The organism is Pseudomonas sp. Y5-11, from assembly GCF_022368695.1.
Taxonomy (GTDB): domain Bacteria; phylum Pseudomonadota; class Gammaproteobacteria; order Pseudomonadales; family Pseudomonadaceae; genus Aquipseudomonas; species Aquipseudomonas parakoreensis.
This window is the reverse complement of sequence record NZ_CP058974.1, coordinates 4,099,728-4,117,739: the sequence shown is the minus strand read 5'-3', so window position 1 is coordinate 4,117,739 and position 18,012 is coordinate 4,099,728. Positions and strand designations below refer to the sequence as shown.

Annotated in this window: 15 protein-coding genes; 7 read left to right on the top strand and 8 right to left on the bottom strand. The window is 59.7% G+C overall.

Annotated features, from left to right (window positions below; all coding sequences use genetic code 11):
• Positions 1-8: 8 nt before the first annotated feature.
• A complete protein-coding gene (gene ahpF, locus HXW87_RS18065) occupies positions 9-1,571 on the top strand; it encodes an alkyl hydroperoxide reductase subunit F (protein ID WP_041067149.1) in 1,563 nt (520 codons plus the stop codon).
• A 126-nt stretch (positions 1,572-1,697) separates the two neighbouring features.
• Here the strand turns inward: ahpF and gloA are convergent, their stop codons facing one another.
• Positions 1,698-2,219, bottom strand: a complete 522-nt coding sequence (gloA, locus tag HXW87_RS18060) for a lactoylglutathione lyase (protein WP_007963339.1) — start codon at positions 2,217-2,219, stop codon at positions 1,698-1,700.
• Between the two features lie 139 nt (positions 2,220-2,358).
• Between gloA and HXW87_RS18055 the strand changes: the two genes are divergently transcribed.
• Positions 2,359-2,877, top strand: a complete 519-nt coding sequence (locus HXW87_RS18055; protein WP_239779168.1) for a DUF4946 domain-containing protein — start codon at positions 2,359-2,361, stop codon at positions 2,875-2,877.
• 215 nt (positions 2,878-3,092) lie between these two features.
• On the opposite strand, the gene HXW87_RS18050 is transcribed toward HXW87_RS18055, so the two are convergent.
• The 3 genes from HXW87_RS18050 to HXW87_RS18040 all read right to left on the bottom strand — a co-directional run bounded on the left by HXW87_RS18050 (position 3,093) and on the right by HXW87_RS18040 (position 6,216).
• A complete protein-coding gene (locus tag HXW87_RS18050) occupies positions 3,093-3,458 on the bottom strand; it encodes a histone-like nucleoid-structuring protein, MvaT/MvaU family (protein ID WP_003224630.1) in 366 nt (121 codons plus the stop codon).
• Positions 3,459-3,692: 234 nt separating this feature from the next.
• Positions 3,693-5,228 (bottom strand): EAL domain-containing protein, encoded by a 1,536-nt coding sequence (locus HXW87_RS18045; RefSeq protein WP_131670373.1) that lies wholly within the window; start codon positions 5,226-5,228, stop codon positions 3,693-3,695.
• 115 nt (positions 5,229-5,343) lie between these two features.
• Positions 5,344-6,216 carry a LysR family transcriptional regulator gene (locus HXW87_RS18040; protein WP_047294259.1) on the bottom strand — a complete coding sequence of 291 codons (873 nt, stop codon included), beginning with the start codon at positions 6,214-6,216 and terminating at the stop codon, positions 5,344-5,346.
• A 78-nt stretch (positions 6,217-6,294) separates the two neighbouring features.
• On the opposite strand from HXW87_RS18040, the gene HXW87_RS18035 reads away from it, so the two are divergent.
• Positions 6,295-7,242 (top strand): EamA family transporter, encoded by a 948-nt coding sequence (locus HXW87_RS18035; RefSeq protein ID WP_239777148.1) that lies wholly within the window; start codon positions 6,295-6,297, stop codon positions 7,240-7,242.
• Between the two features lie 245 nt (positions 7,243-7,487).
• Positions 7,488-8,564, top strand: coding sequence for a 4-hydroxyphenylpyruvate dioxygenase (gene hppD, locus HXW87_RS18030; protein WP_041067161.1), 1,077 nt, complete (start codon positions 7,488-7,490; stop codon positions 8,562-8,564).
• Between the two features lie 177 nt (positions 8,565-8,741).
• Here hppD and rarD read toward each other — a convergent pair whose 3' ends face one another.
• From rarD to HXW87_RS18010, 4 genes are all read right to left on the bottom strand, one after another.
• On the bottom strand, positions 8,742-9,623 hold the full coding sequence (rarD, locus tag HXW87_RS18025) for an EamA family transporter RarD (protein WP_131670374.1): 882 nt from the start codon (positions 9,621-9,623) through the stop codon (positions 8,742-8,744).
• Between the two features lie 260 nt (positions 9,624-9,883).
• A complete protein-coding gene (locus HXW87_RS18020) occupies positions 9,884-10,897 on the bottom strand; it encodes an aldo/keto reductase (RefSeq protein ID WP_239777146.1) in 1,014 nt (337 codons plus the stop codon).
• 68 nt (positions 10,898-10,965) lie between these two features.
• The gene (locus HXW87_RS18015; protein ID WP_239777132.1) at positions 10,966-11,865 is read right to left on the bottom strand and encodes a LysR family transcriptional regulator; all 900 of its coding nucleotides are present in this window, start codon (positions 11,863-11,865) and stop codon (positions 10,966-10,968) included.
• A 176-nt stretch (positions 11,866-12,041) separates the two neighbouring features.
• Entirely contained in the window at positions 12,042-13,352 is a 1,311-nt protein-coding gene (locus tag HXW87_RS18010; RefSeq protein ID WP_041063709.1) for an MFS transporter, read from the bottom strand.
• 172 nt (positions 13,353-13,524) lie between these two features.
• Here HXW87_RS18010 and HXW87_RS18005 point away from each other — a divergent pair, with 172 nt between their 5' ends.
• The 3 genes from HXW87_RS18005 (at position 13,525) to HXW87_RS17995 (ending at position 17,996) form a co-directional block, all read left to right on the top strand.
• Positions 13,525-14,646 (top strand): sugar diacid recognition domain-containing protein, encoded by a 1,122-nt coding sequence (locus HXW87_RS18005; RefSeq protein WP_182401032.1) that lies wholly within the window; start codon positions 13,525-13,527, stop codon positions 14,644-14,646.
• A gap of 246 nt (positions 14,647-14,892) precedes the next feature.
• Positions 14,893-16,035: a glycerate kinase gene (locus HXW87_RS18000; protein ID WP_239777124.1), complete on the top strand. Its 1,143-nt coding sequence runs from the start codon at positions 14,893-14,895 to the stop codon at positions 16,033-16,035.
• 335 nt (positions 16,036-16,370) lie between these two features.
• On the top strand, positions 16,371-17,996 hold the full coding sequence (locus HXW87_RS17995) for a methyl-accepting chemotaxis protein (protein WP_239777122.1): 1,626 nt from the start codon (positions 16,371-16,373) through the stop codon (positions 17,994-17,996).
• Positions 17,997-18,012: the final 16 nt, after the last annotated feature.

Sequence of the window (18,012 nt, the reverse complement as noted above, 5' to 3'; positions counted from 1 at the left end):
TCGCCCGTATGTTGGACGCCAATCTTAAAGCCCAGTTGAAATCGTACCTGGAACGGGTCACCCAGCCGATCGAGATCGTTGCTTCCCTCGACGACGGTGCGAAATCCCGGGAAATGCTTGACCTGCTCAAAGACGTTGCCAGTCTTTCGAGCCAAATTACCCTGATCGACAGCGGCACCGATGCGCGCAAGCCGTCGTTTTCGATCAATCGCCCAGGTGCCGACATCAGCCTGCGTTTTGCCGGCATTCCGATGGGCCACGAATTCACATCGCTGGTGCTGGCCCTGTTGCAAGTCGGCGGCCACCCATCGAAAGCCAGTGCTGAAGTCATCGAACAGATCCGCTCGCTCAAGGGCGAGTTCAGCTTCGAGACCTACTTCTCGCTGTCGTGCCAGAACTGCCCGGACGTGGTCCAGGCGTTGAACCTGATGGCGGTGCTGAACCCGAACATCCGTCACGTCGCCATCGATGGCGCGTTGTTTCAGGACGAAGTCAACGATCGCAAGATCATGGCTGTGCCGAGCATCTACCTCAACGGTGAAAACTTCGGTCAGGGCCGTATGGGGCTGGAAGAAATTCTCGCCAAACTCGACACCGGCGCCATCGAGCGTCAGGCCGAGAAGATCAGCGCCAAGCAAGCCTTTGATGTGCTCGTAGTTGGCGGTGGCCCGGCCGGTGCTTCGGCTGCTATCTATGCCGCCCGTAAAGGCATCCGCACCGGTGTGGCGGCCGAGCGCTTCGGCGGTCAGGTGCTGGACACCATGGCCATCGAGAACTTCATCTCCGTGCAGGAAACCGAAGGCCCGAAACTGGCCACGGCGCTGGAAGAACACGTCAAGCAGTACGACGTCGATATCATGAACCTGCAGCGCGCCGACAAGCTGATTCCCGGCAAGAATGGCGAGTTGCACGAAGTCCATTTCGCCAGCGGTGCGACCCTGAAAGCCAAGAGCGTGATCCTGGCGACCGGCGCACGGTGGCGTGAAATGAACGTGCCGGGCGAACAGGAATACCGCAACAAGGGTGTGGCGTACTGCCCGCACTGCGACGGCCCGCTGTTCAAAGGCAAGCGTGTGGCGGTGATCGGCGGCGGTAACTCCGGCGTCGAAGCGGCCATCGACCTGGCCGGTATCGTTTCCCATGTGACGTTGCTGGAATTCGACGTGCAACTGCGTGCCGACGCGGTGCTGCAACGCAAACTGCACAGCCTGCCAAACGTCACCGTGATCACCAGTGCGCAAACCACGGAAGTCACCGGCAATGGCGAGAAGGTCAACGGCCTGCGTTACAAGGATCGCAAGACTGACGAACTGCGCAACGTCGAGCTGGAAGGGATCTTCGTACAGATCGGTCTGCTGCCGAACACTGACTGGCTCAAAGGCACCATCGAGCTGTCGCCACGCGGCGAGATCATCGTCGACAACCGTGGCGAGACCTCGATCCCGGGGATCTTCGCGGCGGGTGACGTGACCACCGTGCCGTACAAGCAGATCGTGATTGCAGTGGGCGAGGGCGCCAAGGCTTCCCTCAGCGCGTTCGATCACTTGATCCGTACTTCGGCGCCGGCATAAGCATCAGTCGCTGAAACGCAAAAACCCATGAGCGATCATGGGTTTTTTTATGGCTGAAGCAAAAGATCGCAGCCTGCGGCAGCTCCTACAAGGAATGTGTAGGAACTGGCGGAGCCTGCGATCTTTTTACAGTGGTGCAGGCTGGATGATTTCTACCCAGTAGCCATCCGGGTCCTTGATGAACGCCAGGCTTTTCATGCGGCCATCGGTCAAGCGCTTCTGGAAATCACAGCCCAGCTCTTCAAAACGCGCGCAAGCCGCGACGATGTCCGGCACCGAGATGCAGATATGACCAAAGCCACGCGGGTCGGTGTTGCCGTTGTGATAAGCGAAGTCGGCGTCGTTTTCGGTGCCGTGGTTGTGAGTCAGTTCGAGGATGCCGGGAATCGACTTCATCCATTCGGTGCGGGCCGCGGCGTCGGCCGGGATCTGCGCCTTGTCGACCAGCGCGAGGAAGTACAGGCTGAATTCGGCCTCCGGGAAGTCACGCTTTTCAACCAGCGAGAAGCCCAGGACGCGGGTGTAGAAGTCCAGGGACTTGGTGATGTCCTTCACGCGCAGCATGGTGTGGTTGAAGACGAAGTTGCGGGTTGCGCTGTCTGGCGTGGCAGTGACGCCGGGGAAAGTGTTCAGTTCGTGCAGGCTCATAGGCCCTCCGTAACAATGGGGCGAGTGAATGGGCGCAATGATACGCATGCGGGGCGGCATCGCCAAACCGAATGCGCGGCTTGCTCTGTGGGCGACCGGGCCTCAGACTTTGCTGCTCAATCTGCGAGTGCCTCTGGTAATGATCCGACCGTTCAAAGTGCTGTTCGTTTGCCTTTTCTCGTCGCTGCTGGCCGCTCCGGCATGGGCCGATCAGCCGAGTATCACCTGGCCTGCGGGGTGGGAAACCCAGGCATTGCCCGACACGCCGCCGCAGGTGTCGCGCCAGCGTGCGGTGAAAAACGACGCCGATGGCAATCAGGTCATGGTGATGGAGTTGACCATGACTCAGGTTGAAGCTGGCCATCAGGTCAATGTGCAGGGCGTGCTGCTGGAGATGCGCAAGTCAATTCAGAAAGACTTTTTCCAGGGCGGTTATCAGAGTGTTTGCAATAAGGTGCACCCGGCGAAACTCGGCGCCCTGGACGCACTGGAAACCACCTGTACGATCACTGAAAATGGCCGACATGTGTTGTCGCAAACATTGGTTGCGGCGGTCGGGGCGGATAAGGCGTATGTACTTTCTTACGCGGGTCAGGCTGAGATTTATAAGGCCAGCGCTGACGAAATAGTCGCCGTGAGAAACAGCTTGAAACTTTAAGCCTCTGTTTCACCTCGGCCAGGTTAGATACCTCGAAGGCATTAAGCACAAAGTTTAGCAGCGATGACCGTCGCAACATCCGGCAAGAGTTTTTAGCCTCACGTCTTGTGGGTGTTAAAGCGGATTGATAACTAGCGCGGGGGAAATCGTTGCTTTTGTTAGATATTGTCAAAAAAAAGCCCTGCATACAGCAGGGCTTGTTTGTTGGCGCAAGATTAACCGCGCAACCAGGAATCAACGGTGGCTGCACCGTATTGTTCCTTCCAGGCTTTCAAGCCACGGTGGTTGCCGCCCTTGGTTTCGATCAGTTCACCGGTGTGCGGATTCTGATAAACCTTGACCACGCGAGCGCGGCGGGTTTTTGGTGCGGCGGACACTTGCAAGCCGGACTTGGACGGGTTCGGATCGAGGATGGCGATGATGTCTTTCAGGCCTTTGCCGTAGGTTTTCATCAGCCCCTGGAGCTTTTCTTCGAATTCGATTTCTTTCTTGAGCCCGGCATCGTTCTTCAGCGATTCCAGCTGCTTGAGCTGTTCCTGAAGGGCCTTTTCAGCTGCACGAAATTCAGCGAGTCTGGACAATATCTTTACTCCAATAGTGTGTTTGGCTGATACCAACCGCAAACAAAGCTATAAGCCAAGAGCCTTGAAGCGACTCGGTGATAATGGCTCACCTGTCAATCTTGCACAGGCTGAAAAAATTGTAGTAGTTAATGCGCCAAGAGTAAATCCTGATCTTGTCGTCATGTAACAACAGTGTTGTTTTGTATCAATTTGGTGCGTCGCGTCGAAGCGTCGGGCTTAATTTATTTTTAGTTAACGATCACTTAATGCAGCGATGAAGTCGGCACCGGGCATGGGTTTTCCGAACAGATAGCCTTGCAGGAAGTTGACGTGGTGTGCGGTCAGGTAGTCAGCCTGTGCCGGAGTTTCTACACCTTCGGCAACAATACCCAGATCAAGCTTGGCCGAAAGTTCGATAATCGTGTCCAGAATATGCCGCGACAGCGCATCAATGCCGATCATCGCGACAAAACTCTGGTCGATCTTGAGAAAGTCGACATTGAATTTTCGCAGGTAGCCCAGGCTTGAATGCCCGGTGCCGAAGTCGTCGATGGCGATCATCACGCCGAGCGTGTGCAACTGCTCGAACAACTGGTGCGTGACGTCGGTCGGCTCGATCAGTTGGCGCTCGGTCAGCTCCAGCACCAGATTGATACTGCCGGGGGCAAACCCGGCAAGAAATTCGCGACAGTCCTCCACTAGCTCCAAGTCCTGGCAGTGACTGGCGGTGATATTGATGCCGATGTGGAAGGGTTGGTCGAAGTCTGCAGAGAGCGGGCCGAGCAGGGCGGCAGTCTGTTGCATCAGCGAACGGGTCATGGGCACGATCAGCCCCGAATGTTCAGCGAACGGGATGAACAGGTCCGGGCGCACCAGGCCTTCCTTGGGGTGTTTCCAGCGCATCAGCACTTCGGTGCCGGACCATTTCCTGCTGTCACCATGCACCACCGGCTGAAAGTAAGGGATGAACTCGCCGGCCTCCAGGGCGCGGAGCATTTCATGACTGGGCGAGGTGGCACGTCGTTGCAGGACGTGAGCGATCGCGCCCGATATCACCCCGAAAAAGATCAGCAGGCTGAACAAGGGTGGGTATTCGGCGGCCATGTAGCGCCACGTTTGCCCTTGCGCGAACCCTGCGCTGACACTGAAGGCGTAACGTGAAGACACCAACGTACTTTGCGCTATCGGCAGCGGCGGCAGGGCGCCCTGATGCACTTTGCCATCGGCCGACAGCCAGTTGTCGCCGACCAGCAGCACCAACTGCGTCTGCCGGCCGATCAGGCGCAGGATGTTGCTCAAGTGATAGCCATCGAGCGTAGTCAGCGCGCCGCCGCGACCTTCGCTGAGGCGATACACCAGCAGCGCGGTGTCGGGCGTGACGGGGTTGCCATTCATCAACCACAGTTTGCCTTGCGCATAGTCGCCCGGGTTGACGGCTTCCTTGAATTCACCGAACAGCGAGCTGCAATAGAGGTTGTTGTCCCACACCAGATTGGTCGAACGCACGAAAGGCCGGCGGGTTACCTGCTCACGTAAAGCCAGTTTTACGCTTTCGCAGGGCTGGCCAGCCAGGGGCAATAATTCGCTGGCGGCCTGGGCGGTGTTGTCGAGCATCAGCTCGAATTGGCGCAACGCCTCATCGGCGGTATTTTGCGTGCTCTGCTGCAAGGCCCGTTCGGCTTGCATATACAGAATCCCGCCGCCCAGCAGGACGGGCAATACACCGCAGAGCAGGGTCATCAAAATGCGTACGCTACGTTTGCGGCGGGGTCTGACGGTCAAGGGCATAGGCGCATCCTGTTGCGATGAGGTGGAACGCTCGAATGCAGGCCTGGCAACGGCGCACCGGTGAGGAACAGCGGAGTCAGAAGGCATGATAGATGGCCGCTGGCGCTTGTGCCGCTCACGGCTGATTGATCTGCTTGGCGAGTTCGATAAATGCCCGCGTGGCGGGCGAAGCCTGACGCTGATCGAGAACAGCGAGGCCGATCAGACGTTGCACCGCCGGCAACAGCGGCTTCTTCACGTAACACGGCGCTGGATCGTCTGGCAATGAGCCTTCGGCGACGACCGTGACTGCATCGCCCCGGCTGACAACGTCAAGTGTGCTGAGCAATTGCGAGCAGCGGTAGCGAATGTTCGGTTGCAGGCGCGCGGCAGTGAACAGGCGTGAAACCAGTTCCGCTGAACCGGCCTCGGTCAGCACAAACGGGTCGGCACACAAATCCTGAAGGCTCAGCGCCGCGCTGGCGGCCAGTGGATGACCGAGCGGGAGCAGGGCAACCATCTGGTCTTCGACCAGCGCGAAAGTGTCGAAGCGTTCCTCGGGCAACACCACGAAACCGACGTCGATTCGCCGCTCTTCCAGCCACTGCAGCACCTGCCGGTCCGGCCCCTCATCGATGTGCACTTCTATGCCGGGATGGACTTGGCGATAGCGCTGCAGAATTCTCGGCAGCAACTTGATCGACGCCGTCGGGCCAAACGAGCCAATGCGCAGCGTACCGCTTTTCATGCCCCGGGCATCGGCCGCCTCCTGGCGCAGAGTGTTGGCCAGACCGAGCATGGCGCGTGCGCGCTGGAGCACCTGCTCGCCGATATCGGTGAGCTCCACCTGCGACGAGTGACGGCGCAACAACTCAACGCCCAACTCCTGCTCCAGGGATTTCATGGCGTGGGATACCGCTGACTGCGAGATCCCCAGACGGTGGGCAGCGAGGGTGAAGCCGCGCAGTTCGGCGACCAGTGAGAAGATCTCCAGTTGCGTGAGGGTCATGAGTGTTTGCTCATTTTACGATGACAAGGAATGAAGTGAATGATACGCCATCCTTTGGCTTCTCTGGTTTGGAGCGTTATGCGCAACGTGGAGCAAACTCGCAGTAACGTTTCTGACCGGTCGGTTTATCTGACGCTGGCAGCCGTGACCATGATGTGGGGCGGGACCTTTGTCGCCGGGCGTTTTCTGGCGGGCAGCCTCAGCCCGCTGTTCGCCGCCAGCCTGCGCTTCCTGCTCGCCAGCGTGGCGTTGCTCGGGTTTGTATGGGTTGCGCGCATCCCGCTGGCACGACCGACGCCTCGGCAATGGCTGCAATTGACGCTGTTGGGGTTCTTCGGGATCTTTTTCTACAACTTGTGTTTCTTTTATGGCCTGCAGTACATCAATGCCTCGCGCGCTTCGTTGATCGTCGCGTTGAATCCGGCCGTGATCGGCCTGGCTTCCTGGCTGTTGTTCAAGGAGCGCCTGGGCCGGGTGAAAGTCGCCGGCATCGCCCTGTGCATTGGCGGCGCGAGTCTGGTGATCGTCAGTCGCAACCCGCAATTGCTCGCCGTGACACCGAATGCCTGGATCGGCGATTTGTTGATTCTCGGTTGCGTAGCGGGCTGGGGCATTTATTCGCTGTGTTCCCGCGAGTTGAATCAGGCACTCGGCCCGCTGCAGACAGTGACATTTTCGGTATTGATCGGCTGCGTGATGCTGTTGGTGCTGGCAACACTGCGTGGCGAGATGAACGCGGCAGCCTTGTTCAACCTCGACACGCCACAATGGCTGAGCCTGATTTACCTCGGCGTGTTCGGCTCGGCATTGGCTTATATCGGCTACTACGACGGCATCCGCAAAATCGGCGCGACCCGATCCGGCGTGTTCATAGCCCTCAATCCACTGACCGCAGTGCTGCTCGGCGCGCTGTTGCTTGGCGAACGACTCACCTTGACTCTGTGCCTTGGCGGCGCGCTGGTGCTGGCGGGAATTTACCTGTGCAACAAACCCCTTGCACCGATGCGAAAAAGGCGGATTTTATAGAGAGGGCAGACAACCCTATTTACGCTGTGTAGAATCCGGTTACGCATACAATAATAAACGTCTTCTGGCAGCAGAAGCCTCGCCCGCAAGAGCCTTGGGTCGACAATGAAGATATTCGGGTTTCAACTGATCTATGGTGACTTCCTCGCCCGCAGTGTGCGAGGCATCTCCTGCGCACCACCCGCCGGTCTCAGCATTACTGACAACTAACTCTGGTTAATTGATAAGAATGATGAGGCGTCACCATGGCAGATTTATACGAAAACCCAATGGGCCTGATGGGCTTTGAGTTCATCGAGTTCGCATCGCCGACTCCTGGCACCCTGGAGCCGATCTTCGAGATCATGGGCTTCACCAAAGTCGCGACCCACCGTTCCAAGAACGTGCACCTGTATCGTCAGGGCGCGATCAACCTGATCCTCAACAATGAACCGCACAGCGTAGCGTCGTACTTCGCGGCCGAGCATGGGCCGTCGGTCTGCGGCATGGCGTTCCGGGTCAAGGACTCGCAGAAAGCCTACAACCGCGCCCTGGAATTGGGTGCTCAGCCGATTCATATCGAAACCGGGCCGATGGAGCTTAACTTGCCGGCGATCAAAGGCATTGGCGGCGCGCCGCTGTACCTGATCGACCGTTTCGGCGAAGGCAGCTCGATCTATGACATCGATTTCGTGTTCATCGAAGGCGTTGATCGCAACCCGGTCGGTGCCGGCCTGAAGATCATCGATCACCTGACCCACAACGTGTACCGCGGCCGCATGGCCTACTGGGCCAACTTCTACGAGAAGCTGTTCAACTTCCGCGAGATCCGCTACTTCGACATCAAGGGCGAATACACCGGCCTGACCTCGAAAGCGATGACCGCACCGGACGGCATGATCCGCATCCCGCTGAACGAAGAGTCGTCCAAGGGCGCCGGGCAGATCGAAGAGTTCCTGATGCAGTTCAACGGCGAGGGCATCCAGCACGTGGCGTTCCTCACCGATGACCTGGTCAAGACCTGGGATCAATTGAAAAAGATCGGCATGCGCTTCATGACCGCGCCGCCGGACACCTACTACGAAATGCTCGAAGGCCGTCTGCCGAACCACGGCGAGCCGGTGGATCAACTGCAATCGCGTGGCATCCTGCTCGACGGCTCGTCGAACCCGGACGACAAGCGTCTGCTGCTGCAGATCTTCTCGGAAACCCTGATGGGGCCGGTGTTCTTCGAATTCATCCAGCGCAAGGGCGACGATGGTTTTGGCGAGGGCAACTTCAAGGCGCTGTTCGAATCGATCGAGCGTGACCAGGTGCGCCGTGGTGTGCTCGCGACCGAGTAAGCCGCCACTAGAATGAAAAAATCCCGGCTTGCAGTAATGTAGAGCCGGGATTTTTTTGCGTCAGCAAAACTGTGGGAGCGGGCTTGCTCGCGAATTCGGTCTTTCATTCAACGTCTTTGTCGACTGACCTGACGCTTTCGCGGGCAAGCCCGCTTCCACAGTTGTTTTGGGTTGCTTTTAAGAGCGGCGCTGCCGCATCAAGTGCTTGAAGCCTTCGAAGACCAGCACCACCACCGCCAGCCAGATCGGGATGTAAGTCAGCCATTCACCGGCCTTGATACTTTCACCGAGCAACAGCGCGACACCGAGCAGCAATACCGGCTCGACATAGCTGAGCAGACCAAACAGGCTGAACGGCAACAAGCGGCTGGCAATGATGTACACCACCAGCGCCGAGGCACTGATCAGGCCGAGCAGCGGAATCAGCCACAACAGGCCTGGGTATTGATCGAACACGGCAAAGCCTTGCTCGCCACCGCGTACAAACCAGTACGCCACCGGCAGCATCAGCGTCATGTCGACCCACAGACCGCCGAGGTTGTCGGTCTTCAAGCGTTTGCGCAGCACGAAGTACAGCGGGTAACCGACCACAACCACCAGGGTCGCCCAGGAAAAACCGCCGACCCGATACAGCTCGTTTGCCACGCCGAGAACGGCAAAGAACACCGCGATTTTCTGCAGGTACGACAGGCTGTCGCCGTAGACGATGCGCCCGGTCAGCACCATCGCCAGCGGCAGCAGGAAATAGCCCAGCGACACGTCAAGGCTATAACCGTTGAGCGGCGCCCACATGAACAGCCACAACTGCACGCCGAGCAACGCTGCCGAAACGCTCAGGCCGCCTATCAGCTTCGGAGAGCCGGCCACGCGCCGCAGCAACTCCAGCACTCGCCGCCATTCACCGGAAACCAGCATGAACACGGTCATGCACGGCACGGTCAGCAGCATCCGCCAGCCAAAGATTTCCACGCCGCTCAACGGGGTGAGCAGCGAGGTGTAGTAATACATGACGGCAAACAGCACCGAAGCTGATACCGATAGAGCGATACCTTTAGACAAACTGTCCTCGCGGGTGGGTGATCAAACAGGGCGCGCAGGATACGTGGTTTTTGTGCTGAATATTGGCCGAGTGCTCAATATTTCCCACATTCTGAAGATAAGCACAAAACCTGTGGGAGCGAGCCTGCTCGCGAAAGCGGTGTGCCAGACAACGCAGATGTTGAATGTGCCGGCCTCTTCGCGAGCAGGCTCGCTCCCACAATGGATTTGTGTTGCCCTCGTAATCTGCTGACGCCGCTGATGCCCGGCTTGTGAGGCTTTCAGGCCTGACGCGGTTTACGGCCCGACACAAAATGGCTCACATCATTGAACCCCGGTGTCGACGCGTGCCCCGGGGTCACCAGCGAGTCGATAAACGCTTCATCTTCCGCCGTGATCTGCACCGCCTGCGCCTTGGTGTAAGCGTCCCACTGCTGCTCGGTGCGCGGCCCGACGATCGCCGAAGTCACCGCACTGTTGTTCAGCACCCAGGCAATCGCGAATTCGACCATGCCCACGCCACGGCCTTGGGTGTAGTGCTGGATCTGCTGAGCAATGCGCAGCGATTCAACCCGCCATTCGGTTTCCAGAATGCGTTTGTCCTGACGCCCGGCGCGGCTGTTGGCATCCGGAGTGACATCGGGTGCATATTTGCCGCTGAGCACGCCGCGGGCCAGCGGGCTGTAAGGCACCACGCCGAGGCCATAGGTCTGCGCGGCGGTGATCTGTTCGGTCTCGGCCTGGCGGTTGACGATGTTGTACAGCGGCTGGCTGATCACCGGGCGGTCGATCCCGAGCTTGTCAGCGATGCGAATCACCTCGGCGATGCGCCAGCCGCGATAGTTCGACAGGCCCCAGTAACGAATCTTGCCCTGGCGAATCAGATCACCAATCGCCGACACGCTGATTTCCAGCGGCGTGTTGTGGTCTTCGCGGTGCAGGTAATAGATGTCGAGGTAGTCGGTACCCAGGCGCGTGAGGCTGGCTTCCAGACCGTTGAAGATGTGTTTGCGGCTCAAGCCGCTGCGGTTCGGCAGGCCATCCACCGGGCCGAAACCGACCTTGGTTGCCAACACCCATTCGTGACGATGGCGGGCAATCGCTTCGCCGACGATTTCTTCCGAGCGGCCGTTGGTGTAGACGTCGGCGGTGTCGATGAAATTGATGCCCTGATCCCAGGCCTTGTCGATAATGCGCAGTGAGTCTTCAGCGCTGGTCTGCTCGCCAAACATCATCGTGCCGAGGGTGAGGGTGGACACCTGCAACCCCGAGTGCCCCAGTGTGCGATAGCTCATGGCGAAATCCTTTTATCGGTGGGAAAGCTTCCATCAAATACCAGAAGCGCCCGACGGGGCAAAGTGAATTATCGGCTCAGTGCCGCGCAACGCGTTTGCAAAAACGCCTGCAGCACCCGAACGCGCTCGGACACTTGCACCCGATGCGGGCAGAGCAGATTGAACGGCACGCTCTCGCCATGCCAGTCATCGAACAGCGTCAGCAGGCGTCCACTGCGCACGTCCTCGGCGATGTCCAGCCACGCCTTGTAGGCAATGCCATGCCCGGCCAGCGCCCAGCGCCGCGCGACTTCGCCGTCATCGCTGAGATAGTCACCGTGGACTTCAACTTCCAGCGTTTCGTCCTCGCGACTGAAGCGCCAGGTGTTGTAAGGCCGGCCGTTGCGCCAATAGAGCAGGGCGCTGTGCTCGCTCAGTTCGCCGGGATGTTGCGGGGTACCATGGCGAGCCAGATAGTCCGGGCTGGCGCAGGCTACCCGTCGATGCGCCGGCAGAATCGGCAGCGCCACCAGCGTCGAGTCGCTGGGCACGCCGAAGCGCAGCGCGACATCCACCGTTTCGCGAAACAGATCGGCGTGCCGATCGTTGAGCAGCAGTTGCAATTGAATATTCGGGTGTTCGCGTTTGAAATCATCCAGCCATGCCAATAATACGTTGCGCCCGAAATCCGACGGCGCCGCCAGTTGCAGCACCCCGCTGAGGCCTTCGCCGTGTTGCTTGAGCGCTTGTTCGCCTTCGGCCAGGGCAGACAAGGCAATGCGTACGCTGTCGAGATAGCGCCGACCTTCTTCGGTCAGGCGCATGCTGCGGGTGGAGCGCGCGAGCAGGCGGATGCCTAGGCGGGTTTCCAGGCGCTTCAACGCAATGCTGGCGGCGGCCGGCGTCAGTTCCAGGGCGCGGGCGGCGGCGGAGATGCTGCCGGAGTCGGCCACGCGGACGAAGATCTCCAGATCGAGAATCGAGCTCATTGGTAAAAATCCTTTAAATATTCGCGCGTTTTTGCGGGATTTTTCCGTGATTGGCAAGTTGCGGCGTTGCAATCAGTAAAGAAAAAAGATCGCAGCCTGCGGCAGCTCCTACACGGAAATACGTGTTTCCCTGTAGGAGCTGCCGCAGGCTGCGATCTTTTGATCTGCAAGCGTAATTACGCGCGCAGCGTCCGCGTCATGCGCAATGCCAGCAAACTCCCGCCAACAATCACACCCGCCAGCAGATACAACGCCGCATCGGTCGACCCGGTGCTGTCCTTGACCCAACCCACCAGGTACGGGCTGAGGAAACCGGCCATCTGCCCCATTGAGTTGATCAACGCCAGGCCACCGGCCGCCGCGCCCGCGCTCAACAGCGCGGTCGGCACTGGCCAGAACATCGGCAGACCGGTCAGCGCGCCCATGGTTGCAAGGGTCAGGCCGAGGATCGCGATGGCCGGGTTGGCGGCGAAGTTCACCGCGATCAGCAGACCGAGGGCGCCCATCAGCATGGGCACCACCAAGTGCCAGCGACGTTCTTTACGCAAGTCCGCCGAACGCCCGACCAGCAGCATGAACACCGCCGCCAGCAGATACGGAATCGCGCTCAACCAGCCGATCACCAGGTTGTCGCTGAAACCGAGGTTCTTGATGATCGACGGCAGCCAGAAGTTGATCGCGTAAACGCCGCTCTGGATGCAGAAGTAGATCAGGCCAAACGCCCAGATAGCCGGGTTCTTGAATACCGCGAGCAACGAGTCGGAGGTGGTTTTCGGTTTGTTCGCCAGGTCTTCGGCCTGATCGGCTTCAAGCACCGCGCGCTCGTGCGGGCTCAGCCACTTGGCGTTGGCAAAGCTGTCACTCAGCAGGAAATAGGCGAGGGCGCCGAGGATCACCGTCGGAATGCCTTGCAGCAGGAACATCCACTGCCAGCCCGCCAGTCCACCTTGGCCGGCGGCGAAGTGATTGAGGATCCAACCGGAAAACGGGCTGCCGAGCAGGCCCGAGACCGGGATCGCCGACATGAACAGCGCCATGATCCGCCCACGGCGAAACGTCGGGAACCACTGCGAGAGATACAGCACCACACCGGGGAAGAACCCGGCTTCGGCCGCACCGGTGAACAGGCGCAGGGTGTAGAACTGGGTCGGAGTGGTGACGAACAGCAGGCAGGTCGACAGCGTGCCCCAAGTGATCATCATCAGCGCGATCCAGCGCCGTGGACCGAACTTGGTCAGCGCGAGGTTGCTCGGTACGCCGCACAGCACGTAGCCGATGAAGAAGATCCCGGCGCCGAGGCCGTACACGGTTTCGCTGAATTTCAACGCGTCGAGCATCTGCAGTTTGGCAAAGCCGACGTTGACCCGGTCGAGGTAGTTGAACAGGTAGCAGATGAAAATGAAGGGAATCAAACGCAGGGTGATGCGTTTGTAGACGGCGTTTTTACCGTCATCAATGGTCTGGGTAGCTGCGGCGCTCTGCGACATAGCGGCTCTCTCTTTATTATGATTTTTTGCGATGCACAGGTTAACGTTGATCGCCCTGAGAGTCTCGGCCACCTGTGGCCGGATTGTCTTTGTGCCTGAGCACAGGGTTTGCCGCCAGACCCTGTGCGGGTGAACAACCGTCCGCCGCCGTTGCTTAAGGATTTTGCCGATCATGTTCGAACTCGATCACGACCTCGCTCAGGATATCGTCGACCGGGCCATGGCCATTTTGCCCTATAACGTCAACGTCATGGACAGCCAAGGCCTGATCCTCGGCAGTGGCGAACCGGAGCGCATCAACACCCGTCACGAAGGCGCGCAACTGGTGCTGGCCAACGGCCGCGTGGTGGAAATCGATGCGCAAACTGCGGTGCATCTCAAAGGCGTGCAGCCGGGGATCAACCTGCCGCTGATGCTTGATCAACGCCTGATCGGCGTGCTCGGCATTACCGGCGAGCCGGAGCAACTGCGCACCTACGCCGAACTGGTGCGCATGACTGCCGAAATGCTCGTTGGTCAGCGCAATCAGCAGGCCGAGCAGCAATGGCGGCGCCAGCGTTGCGATGACCTGCTGGCGTTGCTGCTGAGCGACGCCGGCGACTCGCCGCGGCTGGTCGATGAGGCGCAGCAACTGGGGCTCAAGCCGCAGTTGACCCGGGTGCCGTACCTGTTCGAGCTGGGCCTGGAACAAGGGCCGGGACAAACCGTCGAGGCGCTGAGTGCGTGGCTGACCTCGCGCTACCCGGACAGCTGGTGCGTGAGTTCGGCCAAGTCATCGCTGCTGTGGTGCCGGCCCGCCAGTCAGACGGTTGAGCATGATCGTTTGCTGGAAAAGCTCGATGGCCTGGGCTGGAACATTCTGCGCATCGCCGTCGGCGGGCAAGCGGATGGGCTGGCCGGTTTGCGCCGCTGTTATCGACGGGTCGGTGATCTGCTGGCGTATGGGCGGGAGGTACTGCCGCAGTCGCGACTGCTGACGCTCAATCGCTATCGTTTGCCGGTGATGCTCTGGCGCCATCGCAACGACGACGCGCTGGATGAACTGCTCAAACCGTTGCGCAAAGTGATTGCCAAGGACGGTAACGGCCAGTTGCTCGCGACTCTGCGCAGTTGGTGCGAACACGACGGCCAGAGTCAGGCCTGTGCCGATGCGCTGGGCATTCACCGCAACAGCTTGCGTTACCGGATGGAGCGGATTGCCGAGATCAGCGGAGTTGATCCGTTGCGGCTGGACGGGATGTTGGCCTTGTACCTTGGGGTGCAATTACTGCCGCAGACTGATCCGGCGGTATGAGTTGTTCTTAAGGCCGCCATCGCTGGCAAGCCAGCTCCCACAGGTTTACAAGGTGATTACAAGTTATGTAGCCACTGAAGATCCCTGTGGGAGCTGGCTTGCCAGCGATGAGGCCAGAGCATTCGGCATCAAGTCCAAGGCTTTTGTAGAAATGAACAATAAACGCCAACCGCCCTTGTGCAGCGGACAGGCGTCAATGCGCATGCCGACTGGCAGCATGAGGAGCATTGGAACTGGAGAATTCGCATGAAGATCGTCATCGCCCCCGATTCGTTCAAGGACAGCCTGAGTGCCCAAGGCGTTGCCGAGGCCATTGCGCTGGGGCTGGCGCAAGTCTGGCCACACGCCACGCTGGTCAAATGTCCGATGGCCGACGGCGGCGAGGGCACGGTGGAATCGATTCTTGCTGCCTGCGAAGGCGAACTGCGCCGGACTCGGGTGCGCGGGCCGCTGGGCACTCCGGTCGATGCGGCGTGGGGCTGGCTGCCGTACAACCACACCGCGATCATTGAAATGGCCGAGGCCAGTGGTTTGCAGTTGGTGCCTACGGGGCAGCGCGATGCCTGTATCACCAGCACCTTCGGCACCGGTGAACTGATTCGCGCCGCGCTGGATGCCGGCGCGCAACGGGTGATTCTGGCCATTGGCGGCAGCGCCACCAACGATGGCGGCGCTGGCGCGATGCAGGCGCTCGGGGTGACATTGCTCGATGCTCAGGGGCAGGCTCTGGTGCCGGGCGGCCTGGCCTTGGCGCAACTGGCGCGGCTGGACTTGAGCGAGCTTGATCCGCGTCTGGCCCACGTGCGCTTCGATATCGCCGCCGACGTCAACAATCCACTGTGCGGGCCGCACGGTGCCTCGGCGATTTTCGGCCCGCAAAAGGGCGCGTCACCGGTACAGGTGCAACAACTGGATCAGGCCCTCGGTCACTTCGCCGACTTCTGCGCGCAAGCGTTGGGCAAAGACGTCCGCGATGAGCCGGGCAGCGGCGCGGCCGGCGGGCTGGGCTTTGCGGCGAAAGCGTTTCTCGGTGCGCAATTTCAAGCAGGCGTGGAAGTGGTGGCCGAATTGGTGGGCCTTGCGGAAGCGGTCAACGGCGCCGATCTGGTGATCACCGGAGAAGGGCGGTTCGACGCGCAAACCCTGCGCGGCAAAACGCCGTTTGGTGTGGCGCGGATCGCCAAAAAACACGATGTCCCGGTCATTGTCATCGCCGGCACGCTCGGCGAGGGTTATCAGGAGCTCTACGAACACGGCATCGACGCCGCATTCGCAGTCACCAGCGGCCCGATGACCCTGGAGCAGGCCTGCGCCGAAGCCCCACGCTTGTTGCGTGAACGCGCGACTGACATTGCCCGCGTCTGGCGGATGGCCAAAGTCAATAACTGACTGCGTGAAGATGTTGTGGCGAGGGGATTCATCCCCGATGGGCTGCGAAGCAGCCTCCTGCGTTTTTCGCTAAAAACGAGTTTTGAGATTTTGCGACTGCTGCGCAGCCGATCGGGGATGAATCCCCTCGCCACAGAGGGTTGGTGTCAGGGTGTTTCAGTTGTGAAACACCTTGAAAAATATTTTCGCTTTACACGAAATCTTCCTAAAGCGCCGCCGATACAGAGGTCAGGCGCACACAGATTCCCTCGAACAGTGCCGCCGGACTGACCCCGCTCAAGGGCCAGTGATGACGGCAAGGACGCTCGCAGTTACCTCTATCCGAGAGTCCAACCATGTCCTTGCGTAACCTGAATATCGCGCCTCGTGCTTTCCTCGGTTTTGCCTTTATCGCCTTGTTGGTGATTGTCCTTGGTGTGTTCGCCGTCAACCGCATGTCGACCATCCGCCAGGCCTCCATCGACATGGAGACCAATCAACTGCCCAGCGTCACGTACCTTGGCGTGGTAACGGAAAACGTTCTGCGCCTGCGGATTCTGTCGTTCCGGATTCTGGTCAACCGCGACCCGGCAGGCCTGCAAGAAGCGCAAACCCGTATCGGCGTGCTGGTGGACAAGGTGCGCAGTGCTCAGGCCAGTTATGCCGCGTTGCCGGCAGAGAGCGAAGAGCGAGCGTTGTACCAGACGTTCGCGACCACACTCGATAACTACCTGCAAGCGCAAAACCAGATGATGGAGCTGTCGCGTCAGGACAAGGTCGACGAAATGCGCACCCTGATCAACACGCGGATCAAGGACGGCACTGACCAGATGGGCGAACAGCTCAACAAGCTGATTGCAATCAACGCTGCAGGCGCGAAAGTCGCCTCCACGCAGGCCGGTGAGCACTACGACAGCGCCATTACCGGTATCGTCATTGTGGCTGTTGTCGCGGCGCTTGCCACTGTCCTGCTGGCCCTGCTGCTGACCCGCAGCATCGTCACCCCGCTGAACCGTGCCGTGCAGGCGGCGCAAACCATCGCTGGCGGCAACCTGACCCAGTCGATTGAAGTGGATGGCAAAGACGAAGCCACACAATTGCTGCAAGCCTTGTCGACGATGCAGACCAATCTGCGCAAAACCATCGAACAGATTGCCGGCTCCGCCACTCAATTGGGCGCTGCAGCCGAAGAACTCAGCGCGGTCACCGAAGAAGCCTCTCGTGGCCTGCAACAGCAGAATAACGAAATCGAACAGGCCGCCACCGCCGTCAACGAAATGACCGCCGCGGTGGAAGAAGTGGCACGCAACGCGGTGTCGACCTCCGAAGCCTCGAACCAGTCGACCCAGGCCGCCCGCGAAGGGCGCGATCAAGTGGTGAAAACCGTCGACGCGATCCAGACCATGACCCATGACGTGCAGAGCACTGCACAAATGATCGAAGGCCTCGCCGCGCAGGGGCGTGACATCGGCAAGGTGCTGGACGTGATCCGCGCCATCGCCGAACAGACCAACCTGCTGGCCCTCAATGCGGCGATCGAAGCGGCGCGTGCCGGTGAGGCCGGACGTGGTTTTGCGGTGGTGGCGGACGAAGTGCGCGCCTTGGCCCATCGCACCGCGCAGTCGACTCAGGAAATCGAAAAAATGGTCGCCGGTATTCAGAACGGCACCGGTGAAGCCTTGTCGTCGATGCAGCAAAGCAACCAGCGCACCCAGACCACGTTGGAAATGGCTCGTGCCGCTGGCGTGGCACTGGAGCAGATTACCCAGTCGATCCATCAGATCAACGAGCGCAACCTGGTGATCGCCAGCGCTTCGGAAGAGCAGGCGCAGGTCTCGCGTGAGGTCGACCGCAACCTCGTCAACATCCGTGACCTGGCCACGCAATCGGCTGCCGGGGCCAACCAGACCAGCGCCGCGACCCATGAACTGTCGCGTCTGGCGGTGGATTTGAACGCGATGGTGGCGCGGTTTGTGATTTGACCTAGGGTGAAGGCTG

Bases quoted from the DNA above. Each gene is read 5' to 3' on its own strand.
- ahpF (WP_041067149.1), top strand. From the start codon at position 9: ATGTTGGACGCCAATCTTAAAGCCCAGTTGAAATCGTACCTGGAACGG.
- gloA (WP_007963339.1), bottom strand. From the start codon at position 2,219: ATGAGCCTGCACGAACTGAACACTTTCCCCGGCGTCACTGCCACGCCA.
- HXW87_RS18055 (WP_239779168.1), top strand. From the start codon at position 2,359: ATGATCCGACCGTTCAAAGTGCTGTTCGTTTGCCTTTTCTCGTCGCTG.
- HXW87_RS18045 (WP_131670373.1), bottom strand. From the start codon at position 5,228: ATGCCCTTGACCGTCAGACCCCGCCGCAAACGTAGCGTACGCATTTTG.
- HXW87_RS18040 (WP_047294259.1), bottom strand. From the start codon at position 6,216: ATGACCCTCACGCAACTGGAGATCTTCTCACTGGTCGCCGAACTGCGC.
- HXW87_RS18035 (WP_239777148.1), top strand. From the start codon at position 6,295: ATGCGCAACGTGGAGCAAACTCGCAGTAACGTTTCTGACCGGTCGGTT.
- hppD (WP_041067161.1), top strand. From the start codon at position 7,488: ATGGCAGATTTATACGAAAACCCAATGGGCCTGATGGGCTTTGAGTTC.
- HXW87_RS18020 (WP_239777146.1), bottom strand. From the start codon at position 10,897: ATGAGCTATCGCACACTGGGGCACTCGGGGTTGCAGGTGTCCACCCTC.
- HXW87_RS18015 (WP_239777132.1), bottom strand. From the start codon at position 11,865: ATGAGCTCGATTCTCGATCTGGAGATCTTCGTCCGCGTGGCCGACTCC.
- HXW87_RS18010 (WP_041063709.1), bottom strand. From the start codon at position 13,352: ATGTCGCAGAGCGCCGCAGCTACCCAGACCATTGATGACGGTAAAAAC.
- HXW87_RS18005 (WP_182401032.1), top strand. From the start codon at position 13,525: ATGTTCGAACTCGATCACGACCTCGCTCAGGATATCGTCGACCGGGCC.
- HXW87_RS18000 (WP_239777124.1), top strand. From the start codon at position 14,893: ATGAAGATCGTCATCGCCCCCGATTCGTTCAAGGACAGCCTGAGTGCC.
- HXW87_RS17995 (WP_239777122.1), top strand. From the start codon at position 16,371: ATGTCCTTGCGTAACCTGAATATCGCGCCTCGTGCTTTCCTCGGTTTT.